This window comes from Micromonospora sp. GCM10011541 (assembly GCF_042650725.1).
Classification (GTDB): domain Bacteria; phylum Actinomycetota; class Actinomycetes; order Mycobacteriales; family Micromonosporaceae; genus Micromonospora; species Micromonospora sicca.
On record NZ_JBHSBP010000092.1, the window covers coordinates 35,627 to 61,333 of the forward strand.

Genomic DNA, 25,707 nt, shown 5'->3' on the forward strand with positions numbered 1-25,707 from the left:
GGCAGATGGGTATCGAGGAGAAGCTTCCCGCCGGCGTCCTGCTCACCTCCGTGGAGAAGCTGGTCAACTGGTCGCGGAAGTCGTCCGTCTGGGGCGCCACCTTCGGCCTGGCCTGCTGCGCCATCGAGATGATGGCGGCCGGTGGTCCGCACTACGACATGGGCCGCTGGGGCATGGAGGTCTTCCGCGCCTCGCCCCGCCAGGCGGACCTGATGATCGTCGCCGGCCGGGTGAGCCAGAAGATGGCCCCGGTGCTGCGCCAGATCTACGACCAGATGGCCGAGCCCCGCTGGGTGCTTTCCATGGGCGTCTGCGCGAGCAGCGGCGGCATGTTCAACAACTACGCGATCGTCCAGGGCGTCGACCACGTGGTGCCGGTCGACATGTACCTCCCGGGCTGCCCGCCCCGGCCGGAGATGCTCATCGACGCGATCCTCAAGCTCCGCGAGAAGATCATGTACGAGCCGCTGGGCGCGAACGGCCGCAAGATGCTGGAGGCCCGCAAGGAGCGCGGTGACGTGCCCGTCGTGCCGTACGGCTCGATGCCGTCGTCGTACCGCAACGACAAGGCCCGGCGTGCCGAGTGGACGAAGGCGGTCCGCGAGGGGCGCGAGGAGCAGTTGCGGATCGAGAACTGGATGAAGGCACAGAACCACCTCCACCCGCAGGAGGGCGTGAAGAAATGACCGCACCTGACAACAAGGCGAACGGCGGCGTGCCGGTGCCGACCACCCCGGCCGGCGCCACCAGCGGCGCACCGGCCGAGTACCCGCCGGCCAGCCCGGCCGGGCGCGGCATGTTCGGCATGCACGGCACCGGCGACGTCTCCGGCTACGGCGGCCTGGTCCGCCAGCGCAAGCCGGTCGAGGAGACCCCCCGGCCGTACGGCGGCTACTTCGACGAGGTCCGCGACGCGCTGGAGGAGGCGTACCCCGCCTTCGGCGACGCGATCGAGAAGGTCGTCGTCGACCGCGGCGAGCTGACCCTGCACGTCCGCCCCGAGCGGATCGCCGAGGTCTGCCAGGTGATGCGGGACGACCTGGCGCTCCGCTTCGAGCTGTGCTCCTCGGTGTCCGGGGTGGACTACCTGGGTGCGGACGAGCGCCGCCTGCACGTGGTCTACCAGCTCACCTCGATGACCTACCGGCGCCGGGTTCGGCTGGAGGCCGCGGTCTCCGTCGAGGACCCGCACCTGCCGAGCGTCACCGCCGTCTACCCGACCGCCGACTGGCAGGAGCGGGAGGCGTACGACATGTTCGGCATCGTCTTCGACGGCCACCCCAACCTGACCCGGATCCTCATGCCGGACGACTGGGAGGGGCATCCGCAGCGCAAGGACTACCCGCTCGGCGGCATCCCCGTCGAGTACAAGGGTGCGGAAATCCCCCCGCCGGACCGTAGGAGGTCCTACCAGTGACCACGTCGAACTACGCGACCGAGCGCGAGACCACCGAGGGCAGGGTCTTCACCGTCACCGGTGGGGACTGGGACCAGGTCGTCTCCGGCACCGACCCGATCAACGACGAGCGGATCGTCGTCAACATGGGTCCGCAGCACCCGTCCACGCACGGCGTGCTCCGGTTGATCCTGGAGCTGGAGGGCGAGACGGTCCGCGAGGCCCGCTCGGTCGTCGGCTACCTGCACACCGGCATCGAGAAGAACCTGGAGTACCGCAACTGGGTCCAGGGCTCGACGTTCGTGACCCGGATGGACTACCTCGCGCCGCTGTTCAACGAGACGGCGTACGCGCTGGCGGTGGAGAAGCTGCTCGGCATCACCGACGAGGTGACCGAGCGGGCGAACACCATCCGGGTGCTGATGATGGAGCTGAACCGGATCTCCTCGCACCTGGTCTGGCTGGCCACCACCGGCATGGAGCTGGGCGCGATCTCGATCATGCTGTACGGCTTCCGCGAGCGGGAGCACATCCTCGACATCTTCGAGACCATCACCGGCCTGCGGATGAACCACGCGTACGTGCGGCCGGGCGGCGTGGCGCAGGACGTGCCGGACGACGCGATCGTCAAGATCCGGAACTTCCTCAAGATGATGCCGAAGAAGCTCAAGGAGTACGAGGACCTCCTCTCCGGGCAGCCGATCTGGACCGAGCGGACCAAGGGCGTCGCGGTGCTGGACGTGACCGGCTGCCTGGCGCTCGGCGTCACCGGTCCGGTGCTCCGTTCCGCCGGTCTCGCCTGGGACCTGCGCAAGACCATGCCGTACTGCGGCTACGAGACGTACGAGTTCGACGTGCCGACCCATCCGGACGGCGACGTGTGGGGCCGCTACCAGGTCCGGCTCGCCGAGATCCGGGAGTCGCTGAAGCTGGTCGAGCAGGCCCTCGACCGGTTGAAGCCGGGCCCGGTGATGGTGGCCGACCGCAAGATCGCCTGGCCGGCGCAGCTCGCCATCGGCGTCGACGGCATGGGCAACTCGCTGGAGCACGTCGCCAAGATCATGGGTCAGTCGATGGAGTCGCTGATCCACCACTTCAAGCTCGTCACCGAGGGCTTCCGGGTCCCGCCGGGCCAGGTGTACGTCGGCATCGAGTCGCCCCGCGGCGAGCTGGGCGTGCACGCGGTCTCCGACGGCGGCACCCGGCCCTACCGGGTGCACTACCGGGAGCCGAGCTTCGTCAACCTCCAGGCCCTCCCGGCGATGGCCGAGGGCGGCCTGATCGCCGACGTGATCGCCGGTGGCGCCTCGCTGGACCCCGTGATGGGTGGTTGTGACCGATGACGACTTTCACTGAGCAGACGCGCGAGCGGGCGCGGGAGATCATCGCCCGCTACCCGGCCGACCGGTCCCGCTCGGCGCTGCTGCCGCTGCTGCACCTGGTCCAGTCGGAGGAGGGCTACGTCTCCCCGGCCGGCGTCGAGTTCTGCGCCGAGGTGCTCGGGCTGAACAAGGCCCAGGTCGGCGCGGTGGCCACCTTCTACACCATGTACAAGCGCAAGCCGACCGGCGACTACCTGGTCAGCGTCTGCACCAACACGATGTGCAACGTGCTGGGCGGCCAGGAGGTCTACGACACCCTCGCCGAGCACCTCGGCGTCGGGCACGACGAGACCACCGCCGACGGGAAGATCACCCTGGAGCACGCCGAGTGCCTCGCGGCGTGCGACTACGGCCCGGTGATGACCGTCAACTACGACTTCTTCGACGGCGTCGACCCGCAGGGCGCGGTCGGCGTGGTCGAGGAGCTGCGCGCCGGTGGCCGGCCGATGCCGACCCGGGGCGCCCGGCTCTGCACGCTCAAGGAGATGGCCGTGCAGCTCGCCGGCTTCGCCGACGAGCGCGAGGGCGCGGTCGCCGACGGCGGCCCGGGCGAGCCGAGCCTGCGCGGCCTGCGCCTGGCCGAGCAGCACGGCATCGCGGTGCCGGGCTTCGACCCGAACACCCCGATCCGGAGCAAGGCCGAGGCCGACCAGGCCGCGGTGCAGGCGAAGGCGAAGGCCGAGGCGGCCAAGCCCGCCCCCGCCGAGGCCGCCGCCGCCCCGGTCAAGGGCGGAGACGGGGCGGCCAACCCCGCCGCGAAGGCGGGGACGGCCGAGCCGGCCGAGCCGGAGTCGGTGGCCGGCAGCACGGCCCCGGACGTGAAGGCGCCGGACGACAAGTCGCCGCAGGTGCGTACCGCCGAGACCCGGCAGCCCGACGCGCGCACCGCCGTGCCGGACGCCCCCGGCACCAAGATCCCGGCGGACAGCACCGCGCCGGCGCCGCGCGACGCCCAGGAGGCGGCGGCCGCCGGCGCGGCGGCCAACCCGCCGGCCGGCGACGGCAAGCCCGCCGGTGACGAGGCCGGGGCGCAGGAGCGCAACCTCAAGGAAGCGTCGACGGGCGCCAACGGCGCGAGCCCGACCGTCGCGAGCGAAACGGGGGGCCAGAAGTGACCACTCCTCGGCCGGAGACGCTGGCCAAGCTGACGCCGGTGCTGACCAAGCGCTGGCTGTCGCCGGACGCCTGGCGGATCGGCACCTACGAGAAGCTGGACGGCTACGCCGCCCTGCGCAAGGCGCTCAATGCCCACCCGGACGACCTGATCCAGCTGATCAAGGACTCCGGGCTGCGCGGCCGCGGCGGCGCCGGCTTCCCGACCGGTCTGAAGTGGGGCTTCATCCCGCAGGGCGACGGCAAGCCGCACTACCTGGTGGTCAACGCCGACGAGGGCGAGCCGGGCACCTGCAAGGACCTGCCGCTGATGACGCACGACCCGCACTCGCTGGTCGAGGGCGTGATCATCGCGTCGTACGCGATCCGGGCCAACCGCGCCTACATCTACATCCGCGGCGAGGCGGTGCACGCCGCGCGCCGGCTGCGCAACGCGGTGGCCGAGGCGCGGGCCAAGGGTTACCTGGGCCGGAACATCATGGGCAGCGGCTTCGACCTGGAACTGGTGGTGCACTCCGGCGCCGGGGCGTACATCTGCGGTGAGGAGACCGCGCTGCTGGACTCGCTGGAGGGCTTCCGGGGCCAGCCCCGGCTGCGCCCGCCGTTCCCGGCGACCCACGGCCTGTACGCCAGCCCGACGGTGGTCAACAACGTCGGCACCATCGCCAGCGTGCCGTACATCGTGCTCGGCGGCGCGGACTGGTGGAAGACCATGGGCACGGAGAAGTCCTCCGGGCCGATGATCTACTCGCTGTCCGGCCGGATCGCCAACCCCGGCCAGTACGAGTGCTCGATGGGGATCACCCTGCGCGAGCTGATCGACCTGGCCGGCGGCATGCAGCCCGGGCACGAGCTGAAGTTCTGGACCCCGGGCGGGTCGTCGACCCCGCTGCTCACCGCCGAGCACCTGGACGTGCCGCTGGACTTCGAGGGGGTGGCGGCGGCCGGCTCGATCCTGGGCACCACGGCCACCCAGATCTTCTCCGACCAGGACTGCCCGGTGTACGCGACCTACCGGTGGCTGGAGTTCTACCACCACGAGTCGTGCGGCAAGTGCACCCCGTGCCGCGAGGGCAACTACTGGATGGTCCGGGTCTACCGGCGGATCCTCGCCGGCCAGGGCACCCACGAGGACCTGGACACCCTGCTCGACACCTGCGACAACATCCTCGGCCGCTCGTTCTGCGGTCTGGGTGACGGTGCGACCAGCCCGGTGACCTCGTCGCTGAAGTACTTCAAGCAGGACTACCTCGACTACATCGAGGGACGTACCGCGCCGAAGCTGTCGGACAAGCAGCTGGTGGGAGCCCACTAATGACCGACGTAGCCAAGCAGACCGAGACCGTCACCCTCACCATCGACGGCGTCGAGGTCACCGCCCCCAAGGGCGCGCTGCTGATCCGAGTCGCCGAGCAGTTGGGCACCGAGATCCCGCGCTTCTGCGACCACCCGCTGCTGGCCCCGGCCGGCGCCTGCCGGCAGTGCCTGGTGGAGGTGGAGGGCCAGCGCAAGCCGGTCGCCTCCTGCACCCAGACGGTGGCCGACGGCATGGTGGTCCGCACCCAGCTCACCTCCCCGGTGGCGAAGAAGGCGCAGGAGGGGGTGATGGAGCTGCTGCTCCTCAACCACCCCCTGGACTGCCCGATGTGTGACAAGGGCGGCGAGTGCCCGCTGCAGAACCAGGCCATGTCCACCGGCCGCACCGACTCGCGCTTCCACGAGCACAAGCGGGAGTACGAGAAGCCGATGGCGATCAGCACCCAGGTGCTGCTCGACCGCGAGCGCTGCGTGCTCTGCCAGCGCTGCACCCGGTTCTCCGAGGAGATCGCCGGCGACAAGTTCATCGACCTGATGGGCCGGTCGTCCGCCGAGGAGATCAACATCTACCGGGACGACGCGTACGGCGAGGAGGGCGACGCGGGTGACGTGCCGTTCAACTCGTACTTCTCCGGGAACACCGTGCAGATCTGCCCGGTGGGCGCGCTGACCGGCGCGCAGTATCGGTTCCGGGCCCGCCCGTTCGACCTGGTCTCCAGCCCGAGCGTCTGCGAGCACTGCTCCGCCGGATGCGCCCAGCGCACCGACTGGCGGCGCGGCAAGGTGCAGCGCCGGCTGGCCGGCGACGACCCGGCGGTGAACGAGGAGTGGAACTGCGACAAGGGGCGGTGGGCCTTCCAGTACACCCGCGCCTTCGACCGGATCACCACCCCGATGGTCCGCGACGAGCGGACCGGTGAGCTGCGCGAGGCGTCCTGGAGCGAGGCGCTGACCCGCGCCGCCGAGGGGCTGCGCGCCGCCCGGGACGGCGCTCGGGGTACGGCGGTGCTCACCGGCGGCCGGCTGACCGTCGAGGACGCCTACGCGTACGCGAAGTTCGCCCGGGTCGCGCTGAACACCAACGACATCGACTTCCGGGCCCGGCCGGTCTCCCGCGAGGAGGCCGACTTCCTGGCCAGCAACGTCGCCGGGGTCACCGACGTCACCTACGCGGACGTGGAGAACGCGCCCGCGGTGGTGCTGGTCGGCGTGGAGCCGGAGGAGGAGTGCCCGATCCTCTTCCTGCGGCTGCGCAAGGCGCACCTGAAGAAGAAGCTCACGGTGTACGCGCTGGCGCCGTTCGCCACCCGCGGCCTGGAGAAGCTCGGCGCCAAGCTGGCCCGGGTCGTGCCCGGCGAGGAGGCCAGCGTGCTGGCCGAGCACGCCACGGTCGCCGAGGCGCTCAGCACGCCGGGCGCGATCCTGATCGTCGGCGAGCGGCTGGGCGCCGTGCCGGGCGGGCTCTCCGCCGCGGCGGGCATCGCCCGGCGTACCGGGGCGAAGTTGGCCTGGGTGCCGCGACGCGCGGGCGACCGCGGCGCGGTCGACGCGGGCTGCCTGCCCAACCTGCTCCCCGGTGGTCGCCCGGTCACCGAGCCGGCCGCCCGGGCCGAGCTCGGCGAGGCGTGGGACATCGCGGCCGGGGTGATCCCGAGCCAGGCCGGCCGGGACACCGACGGCATCCTCACGGCCGCCGCGAACGGCCAGCTAGGCGCGCTGGTGGTGGCCGGCGTCGACCCGGCCGACCTGGCCGACCCGCGGCTGGCCGAGCAGGCCCTCGACGCGGTGCCGTTCCTGGTCAGCCTGGAACTGCGGATGAGCGCGGTGGCCCGCCGGGCGGACGTGGTCTTCCCGGTCGCGCCGGTGGTCGAGAAGGCCGGCAGCTTCCTCGACTGGGAGGGCCGGCTGCGGCCCTTCGAGGCCGTGCTGGAAACCGCCGCGATGACCGACGGCCGGGTGCTCGACGCGCTCGCCGCGCAGCTCGACGTCCGGCTCGGCACTGGCGACGTGACGAGCGTCCGCCGGGAGCTCGGCGCGCTGCCGTCGACCCGGGTGGGTCGCCCGCCCGTCCCCACGGTCGAGCCGGCCGCCGTCCAACAGCCCGGGCCGGGCGAGGCGGTGCTGGCCACCTGGCACCAGCTGATCGACCTGGGCAGCCTGACCGACGGCGACGAGCACCTCGCCGGCACCGCCCGCCCGCCGGTGGTCCGGCTGGGCAAGGGCACCGCCGAGGCGATCGGCGTCGCCGACGGTGACCCGGTCACGGTGGGCACCGACCGCGGGGCACTCACCCTGCCGGCGGCGATCACCGAGATGCCGGACGGCGTCGTCTGGCTGCCGACCAACTCACCCGGCTCGACCGTGCGGCGCAGCCTCGGCGCGACGTCCGGCACGGTCGTACGGCTCAGCGCGCCCGCCGCGACCGGTCCGGTCGCCGCGGACGCGGCCGGTCGTCCGGGTCCCCTCCTCAACTCCGGGGGTATCCAGTGAACGCCCTCTACCTGGCGCAGGATCCGACGCTGGCGGACTTCGGCAAGGATCCGTGGTGGCTGGTCCTCGGCAAGATCGTCTTCGCCTTCGTCTTCGGTCTGCTGGCCACGCTGCTCGGCGTCTGGTTCGAGCGCCGGGTCGTCGGCTACATGCAGGTCCGGCCCGGCCCCAACCAGGTCGGCCCGTTCGGCCTGCTCCAGACGCTCGCCGACGGCCTGAAGATGGCCTTCAAGGAGGACATCCTGCCGCGGACGGCGGACAAGGTGGTCTTCTTCTTCGCGCCGACCATCTCGGTGATCTGCGCGGTCACCTCGCTGTCGGTGGTGCCGTTCGGCCCGATGGTCAGCATCTTCGGCCACCACACGCCGCTGCAGGTCACCGACGTGTCGGTGGCGGTGCTGGTGATCCTCGCCTGCTCCTCGATGGGCATCTACGGCATCGTGCTCGGCGGTTGGGCCTCCGGCTCGACGTACCCGCTGCTCGGTGGCCTCCGCTCCAGCGCCCAGATGATCTCGTACGAGGTCGCGATGGGGCTGAGCATCGTGGCGGTGTTCATGACCGCCGGCACGATGTCCACCAGCGGGATCGTCGCCGCGCAGGCGCACGGCACGCGGCTGAGCCTCGGCGGCTGGGAGGTCGCCGCACCCGGCTGGTACGCGATCCTGCTGCTGCCCAGCTTCATCATCTTCTTCATCGCCACCGTCGGTGAGACCAACCGGGCGCCGTTCGACCTGCCCGAGGCGGAGTCGGAGCTGGTCGCGGGCTTCATGACCGAGTACAGCTCGCTGAAGTTCGCGCTGTTCATGCTCTCCGAGTACGTCTCGATGGTGACCATGTCCGCGGTCACCACCACGCTCTTCCTCGGCGGGTGGCGGGCGCCGGCGCCGATCACCACCTTCTGGGCCGGCGCCAACTCCGGTTGGTGGCCGATGCTCTGGTTCTTCGGCAAGGTGCTGATCCTGGTCTTCGTCTTCGTCTGGCTGCGGGGCACCCTGCCCCGGCTCCGCTACGACCAGTTCATGCGCTTCGGCTGGAAGGTCCTGCTGCCGATCAACCTGGTCTGGATCCTGGTCCTGTCCGGGCTGCGCTCGATTGAGGACTGGCAGTCCCGGGACCGGCTGCTCGCCACCGCGATCGGCGCGGGCGTGCTGCTGCTGGCCACGCTCTTCTGGCCCAGTCGCAGGCGGGAGCCGAGGCCGACGCTCCAGGAACAGGTCAACAGCCGTCCGCACGGCAGCTTCCCGCTGCCCCCGATGGACCTGCAGGTACCACCGAGCCCGCGCACCAAGCGCGTGGTCGCCGAGCGGGAGCCGGCCAACGTCGCCGCCGGCTCGGACTCCAGGGAGGTGTGACGTGGGCGCGATCACCGGAACGTTCAAGGGTTTCGGAGTCACCTTCTCGCACATGTTCAGGAAGGTCGTCACCACCGACTACCCGTTCAAGCCGCCGGTGTCGGCGCCGCGCTACCACGGGCGGCACATCCTCAACCGGCACCCGGACGGGCTGGAGAAGTGCATCGGCTGCGAGCTGTGCGCCTGGGCCTGCCCGGCGGACGCGATCTACGTGGAGGGTGGCGACAACACCGAGGAGCAGCGCTTCTCCCCGGGTGAGCGGTACGCCAGCGTCTACCAGATCAACTACGCCCGGTGCATCTTCTGCGGGCTCTGCATCGAGGCCTGCCCGACCCGTTCGCTCACCATGAGCAACGAGTACGAGCTGGCCCGGGACAACCGGCAGGACCTGATCTTCACCAAGGAGCAGCTGCTCGCGCCGCTGCTGCCGGGGATGGAGCAGCCGCCGCACCCGATGCGGCTGGGTGACAGCGAGAAGGACTACTACATCGGTTCGCTGACCAACCCGGGCACCTCGGCCGGTGCCGAGCACTCGCCGATGGGCCCCGGTCGGTACCAGGTGGAGGAGCACCCCGGCGTGACCTTCCCCGGCGCCGAGCAGGCGGCCCAGCGGGCAGCGGCAGGCAAGGGAGACGGCGCATGACCACGCAGACGGTGCTCGCCGAGGCGGCCTCGGTCTCCGGCGGCGAGGCGGTGACCTTCTGGATCCTGGCCCCGCTGGCGCTGATCGGCGCGATCGGCATGGTCTGGGCCCGCAACGCGGTGCACTCCGCGCTCTGGCTGGTGCTGACCATGCTCTGCCTGGGCGTGTTCTACGTGCTCCAGGCGGGTCCGTTCATCGGCATGGTGCAGATCATCGTCTACACCGGCGCGATCATGATGCTCTTCCTGTTCGTGCTGATGCTGGTCGGCCGGGACGCCTCGGACTCGCTGATCGAGACGCTGCGCGGGCAGCGGACCGCCGCGGTCCTGCTCGGACTCGGCTTCGCCAGCCTGGTCGGCAGCGGCCTCTACCGGGCCCTGCACGGCGTCCGGGCGGTCGGCCTGGAACAGGCCAACGCCGAGGGCAACGTGCAGGGCATCGCCCGGCTGCTCTTCACCAAGTACGTCTTCGCCTTCGAGCTGACCTCGGCACTGCTGATCACGGCCGCGGTCGGCGCGATGGTGCTGGCGCACGTGGAGCGGCGCAAGGAGGACCGGATGGACCAGGTCGCCACCATGAAGGCCCGGTTCCGCCCCGGCAACTACCCCGGTCCGAAGCCCGGTCCGGGCGTCTTCGCCACCTCCTCCTCGGTGGCCACCCCGGCCCGCCTGCCCGACGGCCGGCTGACCGAGCGCAGCACGCCGGACATCCTGCCGGTCCGTGAGCTGACCGCCGAGGAGACCTCGCTGAAGGGGACGGACAAGAAATGACCCCCGACTACTACCTGATCCTCGCCGCGGTGCTGTTCACCATCGGCGCCGTCGGGGTACTGGTCCGGCGCAACGCCATCGTGCTGTTCATGTGCGTCGAGCTGATGCTCAACGCGGCCAACCTGACGCTGGTCACCTTCAGCCGGATCAACGGTGACCTCAACGGTCAGATCATGGCGTTCTTCGTGATGGTGGTGGCGGCGGCCGAGGTCGTGGTCGGGCTCGCGATCATCATGTCGATCTTCCGGACTCGACGCTCGGCGAGCGTCGACGACGCCAACCTGCTCAAGTACTAAGGGGCAAGCAAGTGGAAGAGACTGTGCGGTACGCAGAGGCCACGGGCTTGCTGGGCAGCGTCTGGCTGCTCGTGGCGATCCCGCTGGTCAGCGCGGCGATCCTGCTGCTGCTCGGCCGGCGGGCCGACCGCTGGGGGCACTGGCTGGGGGTGGCCGCCATCGGCGCCGCCTTCGTGCTCGGCCTGACCTACTTCTTCCAGCTGCGTGGCCTGGAGAACAAGTCGGTCGAGCAGAGCCTGTGGCAGTTCATCTCGGTCGGCGACTTCAAGGTGGACTTCGGCCTGCTCTTCGACCCGCTGGCCGCGGTCTTCGTGCTGCTGATCACCGGCGTGGGCTTCCTGATCCACCTCTACGCGGTCGAGTACATGGCGCACGACGAGGGCCGCCGGCGGTTCTTCGCGTACTTCAACCTCTTCGTCGCCGCGATGCTCCTGCTGGTGCTCGGCAACAACTACGTGATGCTGTACTTCGGCTGGGAGGGCGTCGGTCTGGCGTCTTACCTGCTGATCTCCTTCTGGTACGGACGGCCGAGCGCGGCCACCGCGGGCAAGAAGGCCTTCCTGATGAACCGGGTCGGCGACGCCGGCCTGGCCATCGGCATCTTCGTCATGTTCGCCACCCTCGGCACCACCCAGTACGACGAGGTCTTCAACGGCGTGGGCGCGCTGACCGGCACCACCGTGCTGGTGCTCGGCCTGCTGCTGCTGCTCGGCGCGGCCGGCAAGTCCGGCCAGTTCCCGCTCCAGGCGTGGCTGCCGGACGCGATGGAGGGCCCGACCCCGGTGTCGGCGCTCATCCACGCGGCCACCATGGTCACCGCGGGCGTCTACCTGATCGCCCGCTCCAACCCGATCTTCTCGGCCAACCACACCCTGCAGCTCGTGGTAGTCAGCGTCGGGGCGCTCACCCTGCTGATGGGCTGCCTCATCGGCGCGGCCAAGGACGACATCAAGCGGGTGCTGGCCTGGTCCACGGTCAGCCAGATCGGCTACATGTTCCTCGGCGTCGGGCTCGGCGGCGGGGCGTACGCGCTGGCCATCGTGCACCTGCTGGCGCACGGCTTCTTCAAGGCCAACATGTTCCTCGGCGCCGGCTCGGTGATGCACGGCATGAACGACCAGGTGGACATCCGCCGCTTCGGCAACCTGTCCAAGTACATGAAGGTCACCTGGCTGACCTTCATGATGGGCTGGCTCGCCATCATCGGCATGTTCCCGTTCTCCGGCTTCTTCTCCAAGGAGCCGATCATCGTGGCCGCGTTCGAGCGGGAGGGCTGGACCGCCTGGCTCTTCGGCAGCGCGGCGCTGCTCGGCGCCGGGCTCACCGCCTTCTACATGACCCGGCTCTTCGTGCTCACCTTCCACGGCCCGGCCCGCTGGACCGAGGACATCGAGCACCCGCACGAGTCGCCGAAGCTGATGACCATCCCGCTGGTCCTGCTCGCGATCGGGTCGGTCGGCGCCGGCTTCCTGCTCGCCACCTCCGTGCCGGACTGGCTGCAGGCCACCGGCGGGCTGGGCGGCCAGGAGGAGGGGCACGAGGCGGTCCTCGCGCACTGGCTGATCACCGCGCTCTCGCTGCTGGTCACCGTGCTCGGCGCCGGGCTGGCCTGGGCGCTGTTCCGCACCGGCACGGCCACCGCGCCGCAGCCGGCCGGCGTGCTGGTCACCGCCGCCCGCCGGAACCTCTACACGGACGCCGTCAACGAGGCGGTCTTCGAGAAGCCGGGCATCTTCCTCACCCGGGCGCTGGTCTTCCTCGACAACCGGGGCGTCGACGGGCTGGTCAACGGCCTCGCCGCCGCGGTGGGCGGTGGATCGGGCCGGCTCCGGCGGCTGCAGACCGGTTTCGTGCGGTCGTACGCGACCTCGATCCTGACCGGCGCGCTGCTCGTGGTGGCGGCGTTCCTGGCGGTGCAGGCGGGGTGGCTGGCGTGATCGACCTCAACACGACCGCCCCCGCCGGCGGGCCACGCAGTCACGACGGAGGTAAGGCCGAATAATGTCCAACTTCCCGTTCCTCTCGGTGCTGACCGTGGCACCGCTGGTCGGCGCACTGGTCGTGGCCCTGCTGCCGCGCCGCTCGCCCGAGCTGGCCAAGCAGGTGGCGTTCGGCTGGTCGCTGCTGGTGCTGGTGCTGTCGGTGATCATGTGGATCACCTTCCAGGCCGACGGTGACCGGTTCCAGTTCCGCGAGTCGTACCCGTGGATCCCGAACTGGGGCGTCAACTTCACCTTCGCCGCCGACGGCATCGCGCTGGTCATGCTGATGCTGATCGCGATCCTGGTGCCGCTGGTGATCCTGGCGTCGTGGCACGACGCCGAGTCGTCGAAGCGGTCCGTGCCGGTCTACTTCGCCCTGCTGCTCGTCCTCGAGTGCACGATGATCGGCGTCTTCGCCGCCGCCGACGTCTTCCTGTTCTACGTGTTCTTCGAGGTCATGCTCGTGCCGATGTACTTCCTCATCGGCAGCTACGGCGGCCACCAGCGGCAGTACGCGGCGGTGAAGTTCTTCCTCTACTCCCTGGTCGGCGGCCTGTTCATGCTGGCCGCGGTGATCGGCCTCTGGGTGGTCGGCGGGAAGACCTTCGACTGGCAGGCGCTGAGCCAGGTGGACATCTCCACCGGCACCGCCCGCTGGCTCTTCCTCGGCTTCTTCCTCGCCTTCGCGATCAAGGCGCCCTTCTTCCCGTTCCACACCTGGCTGCCGGACGCCGGTGGCGCGGCCCCGGCCGGCGCGGCGGCGCTGCTGGTCGGCGTGCTCGACAAGGTCGGCACGTTCGGCATCCTGCGGTACTGCCTGCCGCTGTTCCCCGAGGCGTCGCGTTGGTTCGCGCCGTGGGCGCTGGCGCTCGGCGTGATCGGCATCATCTACGCCGCGCTGCTGGCGGTCGGCCAGAACGACCTCAAGCGGCTGGTGTCGTACACCTCGATCGCGCACTTCGGCTTCATCGGCGTGGGCATCTTCGCCTTCACCACCCAGGCCGGCACCGGCGCGGTGCTCTACATGCTCAACCACGGCCTCGCCACCGGCCTGCTCTTCCTGGTGGTGGGCATGCTGATCGCGCGCCGCGGCTCGGCCCTGATCAGCGACTTCGGCGGCGCCGGCAAGCTCGTCCCGGTGCTGGCCGGGGTGCTCTTCTTCGCCGGTCTCGCCTCGCTGGCGCTGCCCGGCACCGCGCCGTTCGTCTCCGAGTTCCTGGTGCTGATCGGCACCTTCACCACCAACAAGCCGGTCGCGGTGATCGCCACGCTCGGCATCATCCTGGCCGCCGCGTACGTGCTGTGGATGGTGCAGCGCACCACCCAGGGCACCCTCAACCCGGCCCTGACCGAGGTCGAGGGCATGCGCCGCGACCTCACCCTGCGCGAGAAGGTCGTGGTCGCCCCGCTGATCGCGCTGATCGTGCTGCTCGGCTTCTATCCCAAGCCGGTCACCGATGTCATCAACCCCGCCGTCCGCGCGACCATGCAGGACGTCGGTCGGACCGATCCCGCCCCGACGGTCGGCAGCGTCCAGGAGGCCGCAAAATGACCGAGCTGAAGTTGCCGTCGATCGACTACGCGGCGCTCGCTCCGATCCTGATCATGCTGGGCGTCGCCCTGGTCGGCGTCCTGGTCGAGGCGTTCGTGCCCCGGCGCCTGCGCAACACGGTGCAGCTCACGCTCGCCCTGGCGGCGGTGCTCGGCGCGCTCACCATGGTCATCCTCAACTCCGACGACCGGCTGCTCACCGCCGGCCAGGCGATCGCGGTGGACGGGCCGACGCTCTTCCTCCAGGGCGCGATCCTGGTCCTCGCCGCGATGGCGCTGCTGCTCATCGGCGAGCGCTCGATCGAGCGGGGCGGGGCGTTCGTCGCCCACGCCGCGGTCACCGCCGAGTCGCCCGACGACCGGCGGCAGGCCGAGGGCGCGAGCGGGACCACCGAGGTGTACCCGCTGGCCACCTTCGCGATCGGCGGCATGCTGATCTTCGTGGCGGCGAACGACCTGCTGACCATGTTCATCGCGCTCGAGGTCTTCTCGCTGCCGCTCTACCTGCTCTGCGCGCTGGCCCGCCGCCGGCGGCTGCTGAGCCAGGAGGCGGCGATGAAGTACTTCATGCTCGGCGCGTACGCCTCGGCGTTCTTCCTCTTCGGCGTGGCGCTGATCTACGGCTTCACGTCCGGCATCCCGGGCCGGACGGCCGGGGTCGACTTCGCCACCGTGCACGCCGCGGTCACCGACTCCCCGGCCAGCCCGGTGCTGCTCTTCGCCGGGATGGCGCTGCTCGCCATCGGCCTGCTCTTCAAGGCGGCCGCCGCGCCGTTCCACGTCTGGACGCCGGACGTCTACCAGGGCGCCCCGACGCCGGTCACCGGGTTCATGGCCGCCTGCACCAAGGTCGCCGCGTTCGGCGCCCTGCTGCGGGTCTTCCACGTCGCGTTCTCCGGGGCGGCCTGGGACTTCACCCCGGTCCTCGGCGCGGTGGCGGTGCTGACCATGCTGGTCGGCGCGGTGCTGGCGGTCACCCAGACCGACATCAAGCGGCTGCTGGCGTACTCGTCGATCGCGAACGCCGGCTACCTGCTGGTCGGCGTGTTGGCGCCCAGCAAGGACGGGCTCTCCGGCACGATGTTCTACCTGGTCGCGTACGGCTTCTCGGTGCTCGCCGCGTTCGCCGTGGTGACCCTGGTCCGGGACGCCGACGGCGAGGCCACCCACCTGTCCCGCTGGGCCGGGCTGGGCCGGCGGTCGCCGTTCTTCGCGGCGATCTTCACCTTCATCCTGCTGGCCTTCGCCGGTATCCCGCTGACCAGCGGCTTCACCAGCAAGTTCGCGGTCTTCGCCCCGGCGCTGGACGCGAACCAGGCCTGGCTGGTCATCGCCGGCGTGCTGACCAGCATGGTGCTGGCCTTCCCGTACCTGCGGGTCGTGGTGATGATGTGGCTCTCCGAGCCGGGCGACGCCACCCCGACGGTGACCGTGCCGGGCGCGCTCACCTCGGCGGCCCTGGTGATCGGCGTGCTGGCCACCCTGGTCCTCGGGGTCGCCCCGGCGCCGCTGCTCGACCTGGCCAACGGTGCCGCCGAATTCGTGCGATGACGGAGGTCATCCCACCGGGGGCCGGTACGCCGTGGCGTGCCGGCCCCCGGTCCGTGTCCCCCTGTCCAGGGCAGGTCGAACGGGTGTGGCATGGTTGAAGACGTGGTGATTCCGGCTGGCGAGCGTTCAGGTGCCACCGGCTCCGGCGGTCGTCGGGGTCCGGAGGGCACGGGTCAGTTCGGCGCGCTCGGCCTGCAGCTCGCCGATCCCCGCGTCGAGGCTTCCGTGCTGGGCCTGCTGGAGGACGTCGAGGGTGAGCTGCGGGCCAGCGTGGCCAGCGCCGACCCGCTCGTCACCGAGGCCGCGCGGCACCTGATGGAGGCCGGCGGGAAGCGGTTCCGCCCGCTGCTGGTCGCGTTGGGCGCGCAGTTCGGCGACCCGACCGGGCCGCAGGTCGTCCCGGCCGCCGTGGTGATGGAACTCACCCACCTGGCGACGCTCTACCACGACGACGTGATGGACGAGGCGGCCGTGCGGCGGGGCGCCCCGAGCGCCAACTCGCGCTGGGCCAACTCGGTCGCCATCCTGGTCGGCGACTACCTCTTCGCCCGCGCCGCCGACCTGGCGGCCGACCTGGGCCCCGAGGCGGTCCGCCTGCAGGCGCGCACCTTCGCCCGGCTGGTGCACGGGCAGATCGCCGAGACCGTCGGCCCCCGGGACGGCGAGGACCCGGTCGCCCACTACCTGAACGTCATCGCCGGGAAGACCAGTTCGCTGATCGCCACCTCGGCCCGGTTCGGCGGCATGTTCGGCGGCGCGTCGGCCGAGCACACCGAAGCGCTGGCCGGGTACGGCGAGATCATCGGGGTGGCCTTCCAGCTCTCCGACGACCTGCTCGACATCGCCTCCGAGTCGACCCAGTCCGGCAAGACCCCCGGCACCGACCTGCGCGAGGGCGTACCGACCCTGCCGGTGCTCTACGCGCTCGCCGCGGACGACTCCGATGCCGCCTCCGTCCGGCTCCGGGAGATCCTGGCCACCGGCCCGCTGGTCGACGACGCGCTCCACGCCGAGGCCCTCGGCCTGCTCCGCGAGTCTCCCGCGCTCAAGCGGGCCCGCGAGACCGTGCGCAGCTACGCCGAGGACGCCCGGACTCAGCTCGCCCCCCTCCCGCAGGGCCCGGCCCGCCGCGCCCTCGAATCCCTCTGCGACTACATCGCCGACCGCACCAGCTGACCCCCGCGCCGGCCCGCTCCCTCCCGGGCGCACTCCCGCCGGGGCGGGCCGGGCAGAGCCGTCAGGGGTGGGTGAGCAGGCGGCTGCCGGTGAGCATGAGGGTGGCGGCCACCAGCATCGACGCCGCCGCGACGGCCCACATGGTGGGGTAGCCGAGGTGGGCGGCGACGGCGCCGAGGGCGAGCGGGCCGAGGCAGCCGCCCGCGTACACCCCGGTCTGGGTGATCGAGGTGGCGGCGGCCGGGGCCTGCGGGTGCAGCTTGACCACGGCGAAGTTCATCAGCCCGGGCCAGGCCCAGCCGAGACCGAAGCCGAGCACCACGCCGGCGACCAGCGGCACCGGGCCGGCCAGCGCGAGCAGGCCCAGCCCGCCGGCGCCGACCACCAGCATCCCGGCGATCAGGGCGACGTGGCCGCCGGCCCGGCGGTCGGCGAGCCAGCCCGCGCCCACCCGGGCCACCACGCAGACCGCGCTGCCCAGGGTCAGCGTGAGGCCGGCCAGGCCCGGTGACAGCCCCCGGCCGACCGACGAGTCCACCACGAACGTGCCCAGCGCGTTGGCCGCCGCGGCGGCCAACGTCGCCGCCAGCCCGACCACCACCAGCGCCCAGGTCGCCCGGCCGGCGCGGGAGGTGCCGGCCCGCGCGGTCCGCCCGCCCTCCTGCGCGGGTACGGCCGGCAGCGCGGCCAGCGCGGCCACCGCCGCCGCCACGAACGCCCAGCGCCAGCCGGCGGTCAGCGCGATGGTGGGCACGGCCGCGCCGGCCAGCAGTGTGGAGACCGGGATCGCGGCCTGCTTCACCCCGAACGACAGCCCCTGCCGGTGCGCGGGCACGTGCCGGGCCAGCGCGGCGTTGCTGGCGAGCTGGCCGAGGGCGTTCGCGGCGGCGCTGAGCCCGAGCAGGGCCACCAGCGCCGGGTACGACCGCGCCAGCGCCGCCACGGCCAGCAGCGAGCCGGCGGAGAGCAGGATGCCGGCGCGGGCCACCACGGCCGGGCCGTACCGCTCGACCAGCGCCCCGGAGGGGACGGAGGCGAGCGCGCTGATCCCGAAGTAGACCGAGACGGCGAGGCCCAGCCCGGCGGGGGAGAAGTGGAGGTCGTCGCCCATCTGCACGGCGAGGCCGCCGACCAGGAAGACGGGCAGCACGCAGGCGATGGTGGTGGCGATGGCGCCCGCGCTGGCGCGGACGGTCCGCCGCGGCGCGTGAGGTGCGGGGTCGAGCAGGGTGTCGGTCATGGTCAGGCAAACCTACGCCGTCACGTTTTGGCAGCGGATCGTGTCTGTCGGTGCACGGCCCGTGCCCGGTGATCTGGCATCCTCGATCCGAACAGGCATTTCGCACTCGGCCTGTTTTTCATATGGTGTAAGTCCCCGGCGGCGGAGGTGGTTGTGCGCGACCCCTTGGCGGAACCTTCGGATCTGATCCGGAGCGTGTCCCGCGCGCTTCGAGTGCTCGAGTCGGTCGGTCGTGCGCCCAAGGGCCTGACCGTCAAGCAGATCGCCCGCCGCTGCGAGCTGACCGTGGCCACCACCTACCACCTGGTGCGCACCCTGGCGTACGAGGGCTACGTGATCCGCCGCGAGGACGGGACGTACATCGTGGGGCTGGAGGTGGCCGACCGCTACCGGGAGTTGGTGACCGCGTTCCGTGGCCCGCAGGTCGTCGGTGAGTCGCTCCGCCGGGCGGCCGTCGATACCGGGTACAGCCACTTCCTCGGGCGCTTCGTGGGCGGGCAGGTGGCCATCACGGCGGCTGCCGAGGGGCCGCGCACGCCGTACCTGGAGGACCTGGTGCCGGGCTTCGACGAGGGCGCGCACGCCACCGCGCTCGGCAAGAGCCTGCTCGCGACCCTCACCGCCGAGCAGCGCTTCCGCTACCTGCGCGAGTACGGCATGCGCCCGTTCACCAGCGCCACCCTGACCACCGTCGAGGCGTTCGAGGCCGACCTGGCCGCCGGTGACCGGCGCGGCATGCAGCTGGAGCTGGGGCAGTTCCGGCAGGGTGTGGCCTGCGCCGCCGTGCTGGTCACCCCGGACAAGGACATCGAGCGCCGGGTGGTGCTGGCCTGCGCGCTGCCGGCCAGCGAGATGATGACCTCCGCCCGGGTGGTCCGGGCCAAACTGCTCACCGTCGCCCGGGCCGTCGCCGACGGCATCGCCGCTGAGGGCTGACCGGCACCGCCGGTCGCGGGTCGGCCGGCCGGGACACCGGACCTGCCGCGTCTCGTTCCGCTCGTGGCGGCGCGACGGGCCCCGTCCCTGGCGGGAAGCGGGGCCCAACGGGCGGCGGTCCAGCGCCGGACCGCCACGGGGAACGTCAGCGGGACGTTCACGCCGACCCCGCCGCCGGGCCTCGGTTCCTCGCGTCGCGGGCGAGACGACTGCTCCGTGTGCCCGCGCGGCTGGAGCAGCTCGTCGAGGACGGCCGCACCAAGACCCTGCTCCACGCTGCCGAGGCGGACTCGGCGCTGGGCGACGTCGTCGGTGGCACGGCGGAATCACCCGCGCGCCTACCGGCGGACGCTGCCAGGACCCGGTGAGCGCGGGTCGGCCGAGATGTGAACCGGGTATGAATACATGCGGCGCGAGCTGCGGTGAACCGATCGGGGCCACCGTACGTATTGACGGGCGAACGCACCGCCCGGACCCGCCGTCGAGAGCGAGGTGTCCGCCATCACCGACCACGACGCCCAACTGCTGCGCGCGCTGCACGACGAGCACGCCGACGCGCTCTTCGCGCACGCCCTCCGGCTGGTCAACGGCGACCGGACGCGCGCCGAGGACCTGGTGCAGGAGACGCTGCTGCGGGCGTGGCGGCACCCGGAGGCGCTGGACCCCACCCGCGGCTCGGTCCGCGCCTGGCTCTTCACCACCGCCCGGAACCTGGCGATCGACGCCTGGCGGCGCCGGTCCACGCGCGTCGGCGAGGTCTACACCGACGAGCTGCCCGAGCCCGCCGACACGGTCGACGAAACGGAGCGCGCGGTGGAGGCGTGGACCGTGGCCGAGGCGCTGAACCAGCTCAGCCCGACCCACCGCGAGGTGCTGGTCGAGTGCTTCTACCAGGGACGGTCGGTGGCCGAGGCCGCCGCCCGGCTCGGCGTGCCACCGGGCACGGTCAAGTCGCGCACCCACTACGCGCTGCGCTCACTACGGTTGGTCCTGGCCGAGATGGGGGTGACCCGATGACCCGCTGCGAGTTCGCGCACGACGACGGCGCGTACGTGCTGGGAGCCCTCGCTCCCGGCGACCGCGCCGCGTACGAGCGGCACCTGGCCGGCTGCGCGACCTGCCGGGAGGCAGTGGCCGAGATCGCGGTCCTGCCGGGGCTCCTCGGTCGGCTCGACCCGGCCGGGCTGGAGCAGTTCCTCCCGTCCGCGTCCGAGACCTCGCGGCTGCCCGCGCTGCTCTCCGCCGCCCGGGACCGCCAGCGCCGCGCGCGATCCCGGTCCCGCCGACGGTACGCGCTGACCGCGCTCGCCGCCGCCGTGCTCGCCCTGCTGGTGGGGGTCGGGGTGACCCTGGCCCGTCCGGACGCGGCCGACCCTGCGGAGGTGCCGATGGTGGCCATGCGGCCGGTCGCCGGCACGGTGCCCGTGCACGCGGAGATCGGGTTGACCCGCACCGACTGGGGGACCCAGGTCACCATGCACTGCGGCTACGACCAGTGGGGCGGGCACCGCCAGGCGTGGACCTTCCGGCTGGTGGCCCACGGCCCGGACGGCGCGACGGAGCAGATCGGCTCCTGGCTGGCCGCCCCCGGCGAGGACGTCCGTCTCACCGGCGCCACCCGCTTCACCGGCGGCGAGCTGGTCCGGCTGGAACTGCTCCGTGGGGACAACACCCCCGTCCTCACCTACGACGCCCGCTAACCCCCCCCACCCCCCACCCCCCGCTCGCGCGATCTTGCAGTTGGTGCCCCGGCGAACCGGGCATTCCACCCGTTGGACGGGCCCGAACTGCAAGATCGGCGGGCTCAGGGGGCGGTGGGGGTGGGGACGGGAGGTTGGGAGTCGGTGGGGGTGCGGGGGCGGGTGCGGGACTGGTGGGCTTGGCGGAGGGCGTCGGCGGTGAAGACGATCAGGGCGAGCCAGACCAGGGCGAAGCCGGCGAGGCGGGCCGGGGGCATGGGCTCGTGGAAGATCAGCACGCCGCAGCCCAGCTGAAGGATCGGGGCGAGGTACTGCAGCATGCCGAGCCCGGACAGCGGCAGCCGGTTCGCCGCGCCGGCGAAGAGCAGCAGCGGGATGGCGGTCGCCGCCCCGGCCAGCACCAGCAGCACGGTGTGCCCGGTCGAGACGTGTCCGAACGCGGAGTCGCCGCGCAGGCTCAGCCATCCCAGGTACGCCAGCGCGGGCAGCGCCAGCACCGCCGACTCGACGAAGAGGCCCTCCGCGGCCGGCAGCCCCAGCCGCTTCTTCACGAACCCGTAGCAGGCGAAGCTGAAGGCGAGGGTGAGCGCCAGATAGGGCAGCCGGCCGTAGTCGACGGTGAGCACGGCGACCGCCAGCGCGCCGACGCCCAGCGCCGCCCATTGCGCCGGCCGCAGCCGCTCCTGCAGCACGAAGACCCCGAGCAGAACCGAGACGAGCGGGTTGATGAAGTAGCCGAGGGCGGTCTCCACCACCCGGTCCGAGTTCACCCCGTAGATGTAGGTGCCCCAGTTGACCGCGATCAGCGCGGCCGCGGCGGCGATGCCGGCCAGCGCCCGGGGCCGGCGCAGCAGCGCCCGCAGGAAGCCGACGTTGCGCATCGCGGCGAGCAGCAGCGCCACGAAGGCCACCGACCAGACGATCCGGTGGGCGAGGATCTCCATCGGCCCGGCCGGGCGCAGCAGCTTCAGGTAGAGGGGGAAGAAACCCCAGAGCAGGTACGCGCCGAGCCCGTACAGGTAGCCGAGGCGGATCGGGTTCACGCCTCCACCGTAAGTGGCGAAGCGGCGCTTTGCTCCTTTCCGGTGACCGGGTTCACCCGCTGGTCGAGCTGCATCCACCGGTCCGGGTCGACTGGGGTGAAGCCGACCTTGGCGTACACCGCGTGGGCGTCGGCGGTGGCCAGCACGATCCGGCGTACGCCCAGCTCGGCCAGGTGGTCGCGGGCCACGCCGGCCAGCCAGGTGCCCAGCCCGCGACCGCGCTCGGCCGGATCGACGTAGACGTCGCAGAGCCAGGCGAAGGTCGCCCGGTCGGTGACCACCCGGGCCACCGCCACCTGGCGCCCGTCACCGGGCCGGTAGACGCCGAAGCCGACCGAGCCGGCGAAGGCGCGCGCGACCGTCTCCCGGTCCCGCCCGAGCGCCCAGTACGCGTCGGTGGAGAGCCACCGGTGCACGAGGTCGAGGTCGATCCGGTCCGGGTCGGTGCTGAGCTGGTAGCCGTCAGGGCGGGTCAGGGTGCACACCCCGGTGACGCTAGTCCCGGCCCACCCGCTCCTCACGAGCCAATTCCCGCCCGCTGGACTGGCCGGCGGGCGGGAATCGGGTGCGTCGGGTGGTCAGTTGCGTCTCAGTCGCGGTCGAGGACGGCGCCGAGGATCCAGGTGACGATGCCGACGAAGAGCGCGCCGAGCACCGCGGCCGGCCAGAAGCCGTCCACGTGGAACGGTAGCCCGGCCTGGTCGGCGATCCAGCTCGTGAGCAGGAAGAGCAGCCCGTTGACGACCAGGGCGATCAGGCCGAGGGTGAACAGGTAGAAGCCGCAGCCGACGGTCTTGATGATCGGCTGGAGCACGGCGTTGACCACCCCGAAGATCACCGCGACCAGCACGAGGGTGGTGACCGTCTCGGTGACCGAGTCGGAGTTCAGCGAGATGCCTGGGATGAGCAGAGTGGCCAGCCAGAAGGCCACCGCCGTCGAGCCCAGCCGGATCAGAAGACCCTTCAGAAAACCCATGGCGGGGATCGTGCCACGGACCGTCCACCAGCGGAACCCGTGAAGATCGACGAATCCGCCGTTCGGCGGCCGGGTCGTCACCGGCGGGCGGCACGACCGACCAGTTGCGACTCGATCGGCGTCGGGGACAGCAGCGCCCAGCGCAGCGCCCGCCGGTTGACCACCGCCACCATGTCGTCCCGGATCCGGGTCAGCCACTCCGCCGAGCCGCCCAGCCCCAGGGCCGCGCCGGCCAGCGCCGCCTCACCCGGGTCCAGTGGTTGCAGGATCGCCAGGTCCGCCCGGGCCAGCGCGTCCACCTCCGCCGGGGTGAGCCCGTCCCGGACGACCAGGGTGCACTGCCAGGCCGTACCGGGCTGGGCCCCGTCCGACGCCGCGCCGGCGTCGACCACGAGCAGCAGCGGCCGCACCGGCGAGCCGGGCGCCCCGCCCACCGGCCGTCCGGGCGGGATGACCGGCACCGCCCCGCCGGGTGCGCCGGCGCCCCGGACGAACGGCTCCCAGGCCCGCGGCCGGGCGGTCTGCACCACCACCCGGGCGCCCAGTGCGAGCGCCCGCAGCACGACCAGCTGCGCGGCCCGTACTCCGCCGACGAGCAGCAGCCGGGTCGGCTCGGGACGGAACAGCCGGACGCTGACCGCCCCGCCGTGCCGGTTCGCGCCCACCATCAGCCCGGCCTCGCCGAGGCCCAGCTCCAGCGCGTCCAGGGCCGCCCCGCCCACCGTGCCCTCGGCCCGCGCCGACGCCAGCGGCAGGGTGGCGGCCAGCCCGCCCAGCTGCTCGCCGTCGAGCCGGCGGACCTCGGTGCCGAGGTCGGCGGCCAGTCGACGCAGCGCCCGGTCGGCGGCCGCCAGCTCCCCGGCGGTCCAGGCGGCCAGCCGTACGCTCAGCTCGGCCGGCACCGGCGCGGCGTCGGCCCCGGCGCGCGGGCCGATGCAGAGCGAGACGGTGGTGGCGGTGGCCGGCAGCGCGAGCAGCCGGGGCACCAGCCGCCGCGCGGCGTCGGCACGCGGATCCGGCCAGCGCCGTAGCCGGAACGTGGTCTGCAGCAGCCCGCCGGCTCCGACGGTCTGCCAGGACTCCCGGATGGGTACGCCGGCATCGTGGTGGGCCAGTTCGGCGAGCACCCGCAGCGCGGCCGGCTCGCCCAGCGGGCGGCCGGTCAGCGGCCCGAGCCGGCGGACGATCCGCCGGACCGTGCCGGACAGCGCGCGGCGCAGTTCCTCGTTCGACCAGCCGTCCACGCGCAGCACCCGGACGGCGAGCACGGCCCGCTCCCGCCCGGCCAGTCGCCCGTCGGTGAGCTGCCGGTACGACGTGCCGGCGGTGCCGGCGCCGACGGACGGTGCCGGGGCGGGCGCTGCGGAGAGCAGGAGCTGGATCCGAACCGGTGGGCTGTCCACGCTCGGGACCGGCAGCAGGGACAGCGGCGGCGGCAGGGTGCGCCGGCCGTCGCCGAGCAGGTCACCCGGGTCGCCGATCTCCAGCAGCGCGGTCAGCCCGGCGGCGTCGTCGACCACGGCGGCCGGACCACCGGCCAGCTCGGCGGAGCGCACCTCGGCGCCGGGGGCCACCAGGTCCACCAGGGCGGCCGGGCCGGCGGCCGGTGGGAGGGCGCGGCGCCGGGTGAGGTACGCCAGGCCGACGACCAGCCACTCGAAGAGCCAGCGGCCGTGGACCCGGACCCACGCGGTGGGCAGCAGCAGGGCGGCCAGCAGCAGGGCGGCGGCGGTGACGGCCGCCCCCCGGCCGACGGCGGCGACGAGCACCGCCACGGCCAGCTGCGCCGCCACGACCTGACCGGCCCGCGGCCCCGAGGCCGTACGCCCCCCGGTCCGCCTCCACTGTGGTGGCAGGGGCTGGCGGGCCGTCGCCGGCGCCGGGGATACGGTCCTGGTCGCCGTCACCGCGCCTCCTCCCGCCGATCCTCGGGTGACGATGGCGTGGCTCATCGTAAGGGTTCGCGGACCCAGCCGTTGTCCACAGGGGATGCGGAGGGGGTAGCACAACCGCAGTCGGGCGGCTACCGTCAGCGACGAGTTCCGTCGAGCGCGCCGCCGTCCCACCCCACGATGCCGGCCCCGCGCCACGGTTCGTCCACGGTGGTCGTTCCCGCGACCAGCCACGATCGAGGAGACGAGGTGACGTCCGGGTGTCCCAGACCCAGGCAGAAGCCGCGGTGATGCAGCAGACCGCCGCGAAGTTCGAGCAGGTGGACCAGTCCCTGCAGACCATGCTGAGCGGCCTGATGGCCGAGCTTGAGGTGTTGCAGCAGGCCTGGCGGGGCGCCGGCGGGCGCTCGTTCGAGCAGGTCAAGCAGCAGTGGTCGCAGGACCAGGCCGCGCTGCAGCGGGCCCTGCGAGAGACCGCCGCCGCGATCCGCACCGCCGGCCAGCAGTACCACGTCTCGGACACCGAGGCCGCCAGCCGGGTCGCCGGCACCAACCGCGGCATCCAGTTGCCGCTCTGACCTCACCGGAAGGGGAGATCCGATGGACCACGGTGTGCTGGTCGTCAACTTCGCCGCGTTGCAACAGGCCGGCGCGGACATCCAGAAGGCGCTGAACACGCTGGACAGCCAGCTCGGGCAGCTCGAACGGGACGCCGCGCCGCTAGTGGGGAGCTGGACCGGTGAGGCCCGGGAGGCGTACGAGCAGCGGCAGGCGAGGTGGCGGTCCGCCTCGCAGGACCTGCAGGCGATGCTGCGCGACATCAAGCTGGCGGTGGACGACTCCGCCGCCGACTACCTCGACACGGAGAAGCGGAACGTCAACCTGTTCCAGTGACCGCCGC

General features: G+C 72.3%; 25 protein-coding genes. 20 read left to right on the plus strand and 5 right to left on the minus strand.

Going from position 1 to position 25,707, the window contains the following annotated elements; genetic code table 11:
- Positions 1 to 5: 5 nt before the first annotated feature.
- The 14 genes from ACFOYX_RS31335 to ACFOYX_RS31400 all read left to right on the plus strand — a co-directional run bounded on the left by ACFOYX_RS31335 (position 6) and on the right by ACFOYX_RS31400 (position 17,019).
- A complete protein-coding gene (locus ACFOYX_RS31335) occupies positions 6 to 686 on the plus strand; it encodes an NADH-quinone oxidoreductase subunit B family protein (RefSeq protein WP_322441112.1) in 681 nt (226 codons plus the stop codon).
- Positions 683 to 1,417 carry an NADH-quinone oxidoreductase subunit C gene (locus ACFOYX_RS31340; RefSeq protein WP_109801198.1) on the plus strand — a complete coding sequence of 245 codons (735 nt, stop codon included), beginning with the start codon at positions 683 to 685 and terminating at the stop codon, positions 1,415 to 1,417. The genes ACFOYX_RS31335 and ACFOYX_RS31340 overlap by 4 nt, the downstream gene beginning before the upstream one ends.
- A complete protein-coding gene (locus ACFOYX_RS31345; RefSeq protein ID WP_322441111.1) occupies positions 1,414 to 2,739 on the plus strand; it encodes an NADH-quinone oxidoreductase subunit D in 1,326 nt (441 codons plus the stop codon). The genes ACFOYX_RS31340 and ACFOYX_RS31345 overlap by 4 nt, the downstream gene beginning before the upstream one ends.
- Positions 2,736 to 3,893: an NADH-quinone oxidoreductase subunit NuoE gene (nuoE, locus tag ACFOYX_RS31350; RefSeq protein WP_322441110.1), complete on the plus strand. Its 1,158-nt coding sequence runs from the start codon at positions 2,736 to 2,738 to the stop codon at positions 3,891 to 3,893. The genes ACFOYX_RS31345 and nuoE overlap by 4 nt, the downstream gene beginning before the upstream one ends.
- Positions 3,890 to 5,206: an NADH-quinone oxidoreductase subunit NuoF gene (gene nuoF, locus ACFOYX_RS31355; RefSeq protein WP_322441109.1), complete on the plus strand. Its 1,317-nt coding sequence runs from the start codon at positions 3,890 to 3,892 to the stop codon at positions 5,204 to 5,206. Before nuoE ends, nuoF begins: the two co-directional genes overlap by 4 nt.
- The gene (locus ACFOYX_RS31360; protein ID WP_322441108.1) at positions 5,206 to 7,698 is read left to right on the plus strand and encodes an NADH-quinone oxidoreductase subunit G; all 2,493 of its coding nucleotides are present in this window, start codon (positions 5,206 to 5,208) and stop codon (positions 7,696 to 7,698) included. The genes nuoF and ACFOYX_RS31360 overlap by 1 nt, the downstream gene beginning before the upstream one ends.
- A complete protein-coding gene (gene nuoH / locus ACFOYX_RS31365; protein ID WP_109801203.1) occupies positions 7,695 to 9,050 on the plus strand; it encodes an NADH-quinone oxidoreductase subunit NuoH in 1,356 nt (451 codons plus the stop codon). Before ACFOYX_RS31360 ends, nuoH begins: the two co-directional genes overlap by 4 nt.
- Position 9,051: 1 nt before the next feature.
- Positions 9,052 to 9,693, plus strand: coding sequence for an NADH-quinone oxidoreductase subunit NuoI (gene nuoI, locus ACFOYX_RS31370; RefSeq protein ID WP_109801204.1), 642 nt, complete (start codon positions 9,052 to 9,054; stop codon positions 9,691 to 9,693).
- Positions 9,690 to 10,463, plus strand: coding sequence for an NADH-quinone oxidoreductase subunit J (locus ACFOYX_RS31375; RefSeq protein WP_322441107.1), 774 nt, complete (start codon positions 9,690 to 9,692; stop codon positions 10,461 to 10,463). The genes nuoI and ACFOYX_RS31375 overlap by 4 nt, the downstream gene beginning before the upstream one ends.
- Positions 10,460 to 10,759 carry an NADH-quinone oxidoreductase subunit NuoK gene (gene nuoK / locus ACFOYX_RS31380; protein ID WP_088959269.1) on the plus strand — a complete coding sequence of 100 codons (300 nt, stop codon included), beginning with the start codon at positions 10,460 to 10,462 and terminating at the stop codon, positions 10,757 to 10,759. The genes ACFOYX_RS31375 and nuoK overlap by 4 nt, the downstream gene beginning before the upstream one ends.
- Before the next feature lie 11 nt (positions 10,760 to 10,770).
- The gene (gene nuoL, locus ACFOYX_RS31385; RefSeq protein WP_322441106.1) at positions 10,771 to 12,696 is read left to right on the plus strand and encodes an NADH-quinone oxidoreductase subunit L; all 1,926 of its coding nucleotides are present in this window, start codon (positions 10,771 to 10,773) and stop codon (positions 12,694 to 12,696) included.
- A 64-nt stretch (positions 12,697 to 12,760) separates the two neighbouring features.
- A complete protein-coding gene (locus ACFOYX_RS31390; RefSeq protein ID WP_109801207.1) occupies positions 12,761 to 14,293 on the plus strand; it encodes an NADH-quinone oxidoreductase subunit M in 1,533 nt (510 codons plus the stop codon).
- Positions 14,290 to 15,843: an NADH-quinone oxidoreductase subunit NuoN gene (gene nuoN, locus ACFOYX_RS31395; RefSeq protein ID WP_322441105.1), complete on the plus strand. Its 1,554-nt coding sequence runs from the start codon at positions 14,290 to 14,292 to the stop codon at positions 15,841 to 15,843. The genes ACFOYX_RS31390 and nuoN overlap by 4 nt, the downstream gene beginning before the upstream one ends.
- A 90-nt stretch (positions 15,844 to 15,933) precedes the next feature.
- Positions 15,934 to 17,019, plus strand: a complete 1,086-nt coding sequence (locus tag ACFOYX_RS31400) for a polyprenyl synthetase family protein (protein ID WP_322441104.1) — start codon at positions 15,934 to 15,936, stop codon at positions 17,017 to 17,019.
- Between the two features lie 61 nt (positions 17,020 to 17,080).
- On the opposite strand, the gene ACFOYX_RS31405 is transcribed toward ACFOYX_RS31400, so the two are convergent.
- Complete coding sequence (locus ACFOYX_RS31405; protein WP_322441103.1) at positions 17,081 to 18,259, minus strand: MFS transporter; 1,179 nt, start codon at positions 18,257 to 18,259, stop codon at positions 17,081 to 17,083.
- A 153-nt stretch (positions 18,260 to 18,412) separates the two neighbouring features.
- Between ACFOYX_RS31405 and ACFOYX_RS31410 the strand changes: the two genes are divergently transcribed.
- From ACFOYX_RS31410 to ACFOYX_RS31425, 4 genes are all read left to right on the plus strand, one after another.
- A complete protein-coding gene (locus ACFOYX_RS31410; protein WP_322441102.1) occupies positions 18,413 to 19,195 on the plus strand; it encodes an IclR family transcriptional regulator C-terminal domain-containing protein in 783 nt (260 codons plus the stop codon).
- Positions 19,196 to 19,413: 218 nt separating this feature from the next.
- The gene (locus ACFOYX_RS31415; RefSeq protein ID WP_322441101.1) at positions 19,414 to 19,563 is read left to right on the plus strand and encodes a hypothetical protein; all 150 of its coding nucleotides are present in this window, start codon (positions 19,414 to 19,416) and stop codon (positions 19,561 to 19,563) included.
- 154 nt (positions 19,564 to 19,717) lie between these two features.
- Entirely contained in the window at positions 19,718 to 20,212 is a 495-nt protein-coding gene (locus tag ACFOYX_RS31420) for a sigma-70 family RNA polymerase sigma factor (RefSeq protein WP_236647421.1), read from the plus strand.
- Complete coding sequence (locus ACFOYX_RS31425) at positions 20,209 to 20,895, plus strand: anti-sigma factor (protein ID WP_238455090.1); 687 nt, start codon at positions 20,209 to 20,211, stop codon at positions 20,893 to 20,895. Before ACFOYX_RS31420 ends, ACFOYX_RS31425 begins: the two co-directional genes overlap by 4 nt.
- A gap of 104 nt (positions 20,896 to 20,999) precedes the next feature.
- On the opposite strand, the gene rarD is transcribed toward ACFOYX_RS31425, so the two are convergent.
- From rarD to eccE, 4 genes are all read right to left on the minus strand, one after another.
- Positions 21,000 to 21,938 (minus strand): EamA family transporter RarD, encoded by a 939-nt coding sequence (gene rarD, locus ACFOYX_RS31430; protein WP_322441100.1) that lies wholly within the window; start codon positions 21,936 to 21,938, stop codon positions 21,000 to 21,002.
- Positions 21,935 to 22,423, minus strand: a complete 489-nt coding sequence (locus ACFOYX_RS31435) for a GNAT family N-acetyltransferase (protein ID WP_322441099.1) — start codon at positions 22,421 to 22,423, stop codon at positions 21,935 to 21,937. The genes rarD and ACFOYX_RS31435 overlap by 4 nt, the downstream gene beginning before the upstream one ends.
- A 104-nt stretch (positions 22,424 to 22,527) precedes the next feature.
- A complete protein-coding gene (locus ACFOYX_RS31440; protein WP_322441098.1) occupies positions 22,528 to 22,914 on the minus strand; it encodes a phage holin family protein in 387 nt (128 codons plus the stop codon).
- A gap of 77 nt (positions 22,915 to 22,991) precedes the next feature.
- The gene (gene eccE, locus ACFOYX_RS31445; protein WP_377534657.1) at positions 22,992 to 24,821 is read right to left on the minus strand and encodes a type VII secretion protein EccE; all 1,830 of its coding nucleotides are present in this window, start codon (positions 24,819 to 24,821) and stop codon (positions 22,992 to 22,994) included.
- A 245-nt stretch (positions 24,822 to 25,066) separates the two neighbouring features.
- On the opposite strand from eccE, the gene ACFOYX_RS31450 reads away from it, so the two are divergent.
- Positions 25,067 to 25,384 (plus strand): WXG100 family type VII secretion target, encoded by a 318-nt coding sequence (locus ACFOYX_RS31450; RefSeq protein ID WP_322441096.1) that lies wholly within the window; start codon positions 25,067 to 25,069, stop codon positions 25,382 to 25,384.
- A gap of 22 nt (positions 25,385 to 25,406) precedes the next feature.
- The gene (locus ACFOYX_RS31455) at positions 25,407 to 25,700 is read left to right on the plus strand and encodes a WXG100 family type VII secretion target (RefSeq protein ID WP_322441095.1); all 294 of its coding nucleotides are present in this window, start codon (positions 25,407 to 25,409) and stop codon (positions 25,698 to 25,700) included.
- Positions 25,701 to 25,707: the final 7 nt, after the last annotated feature.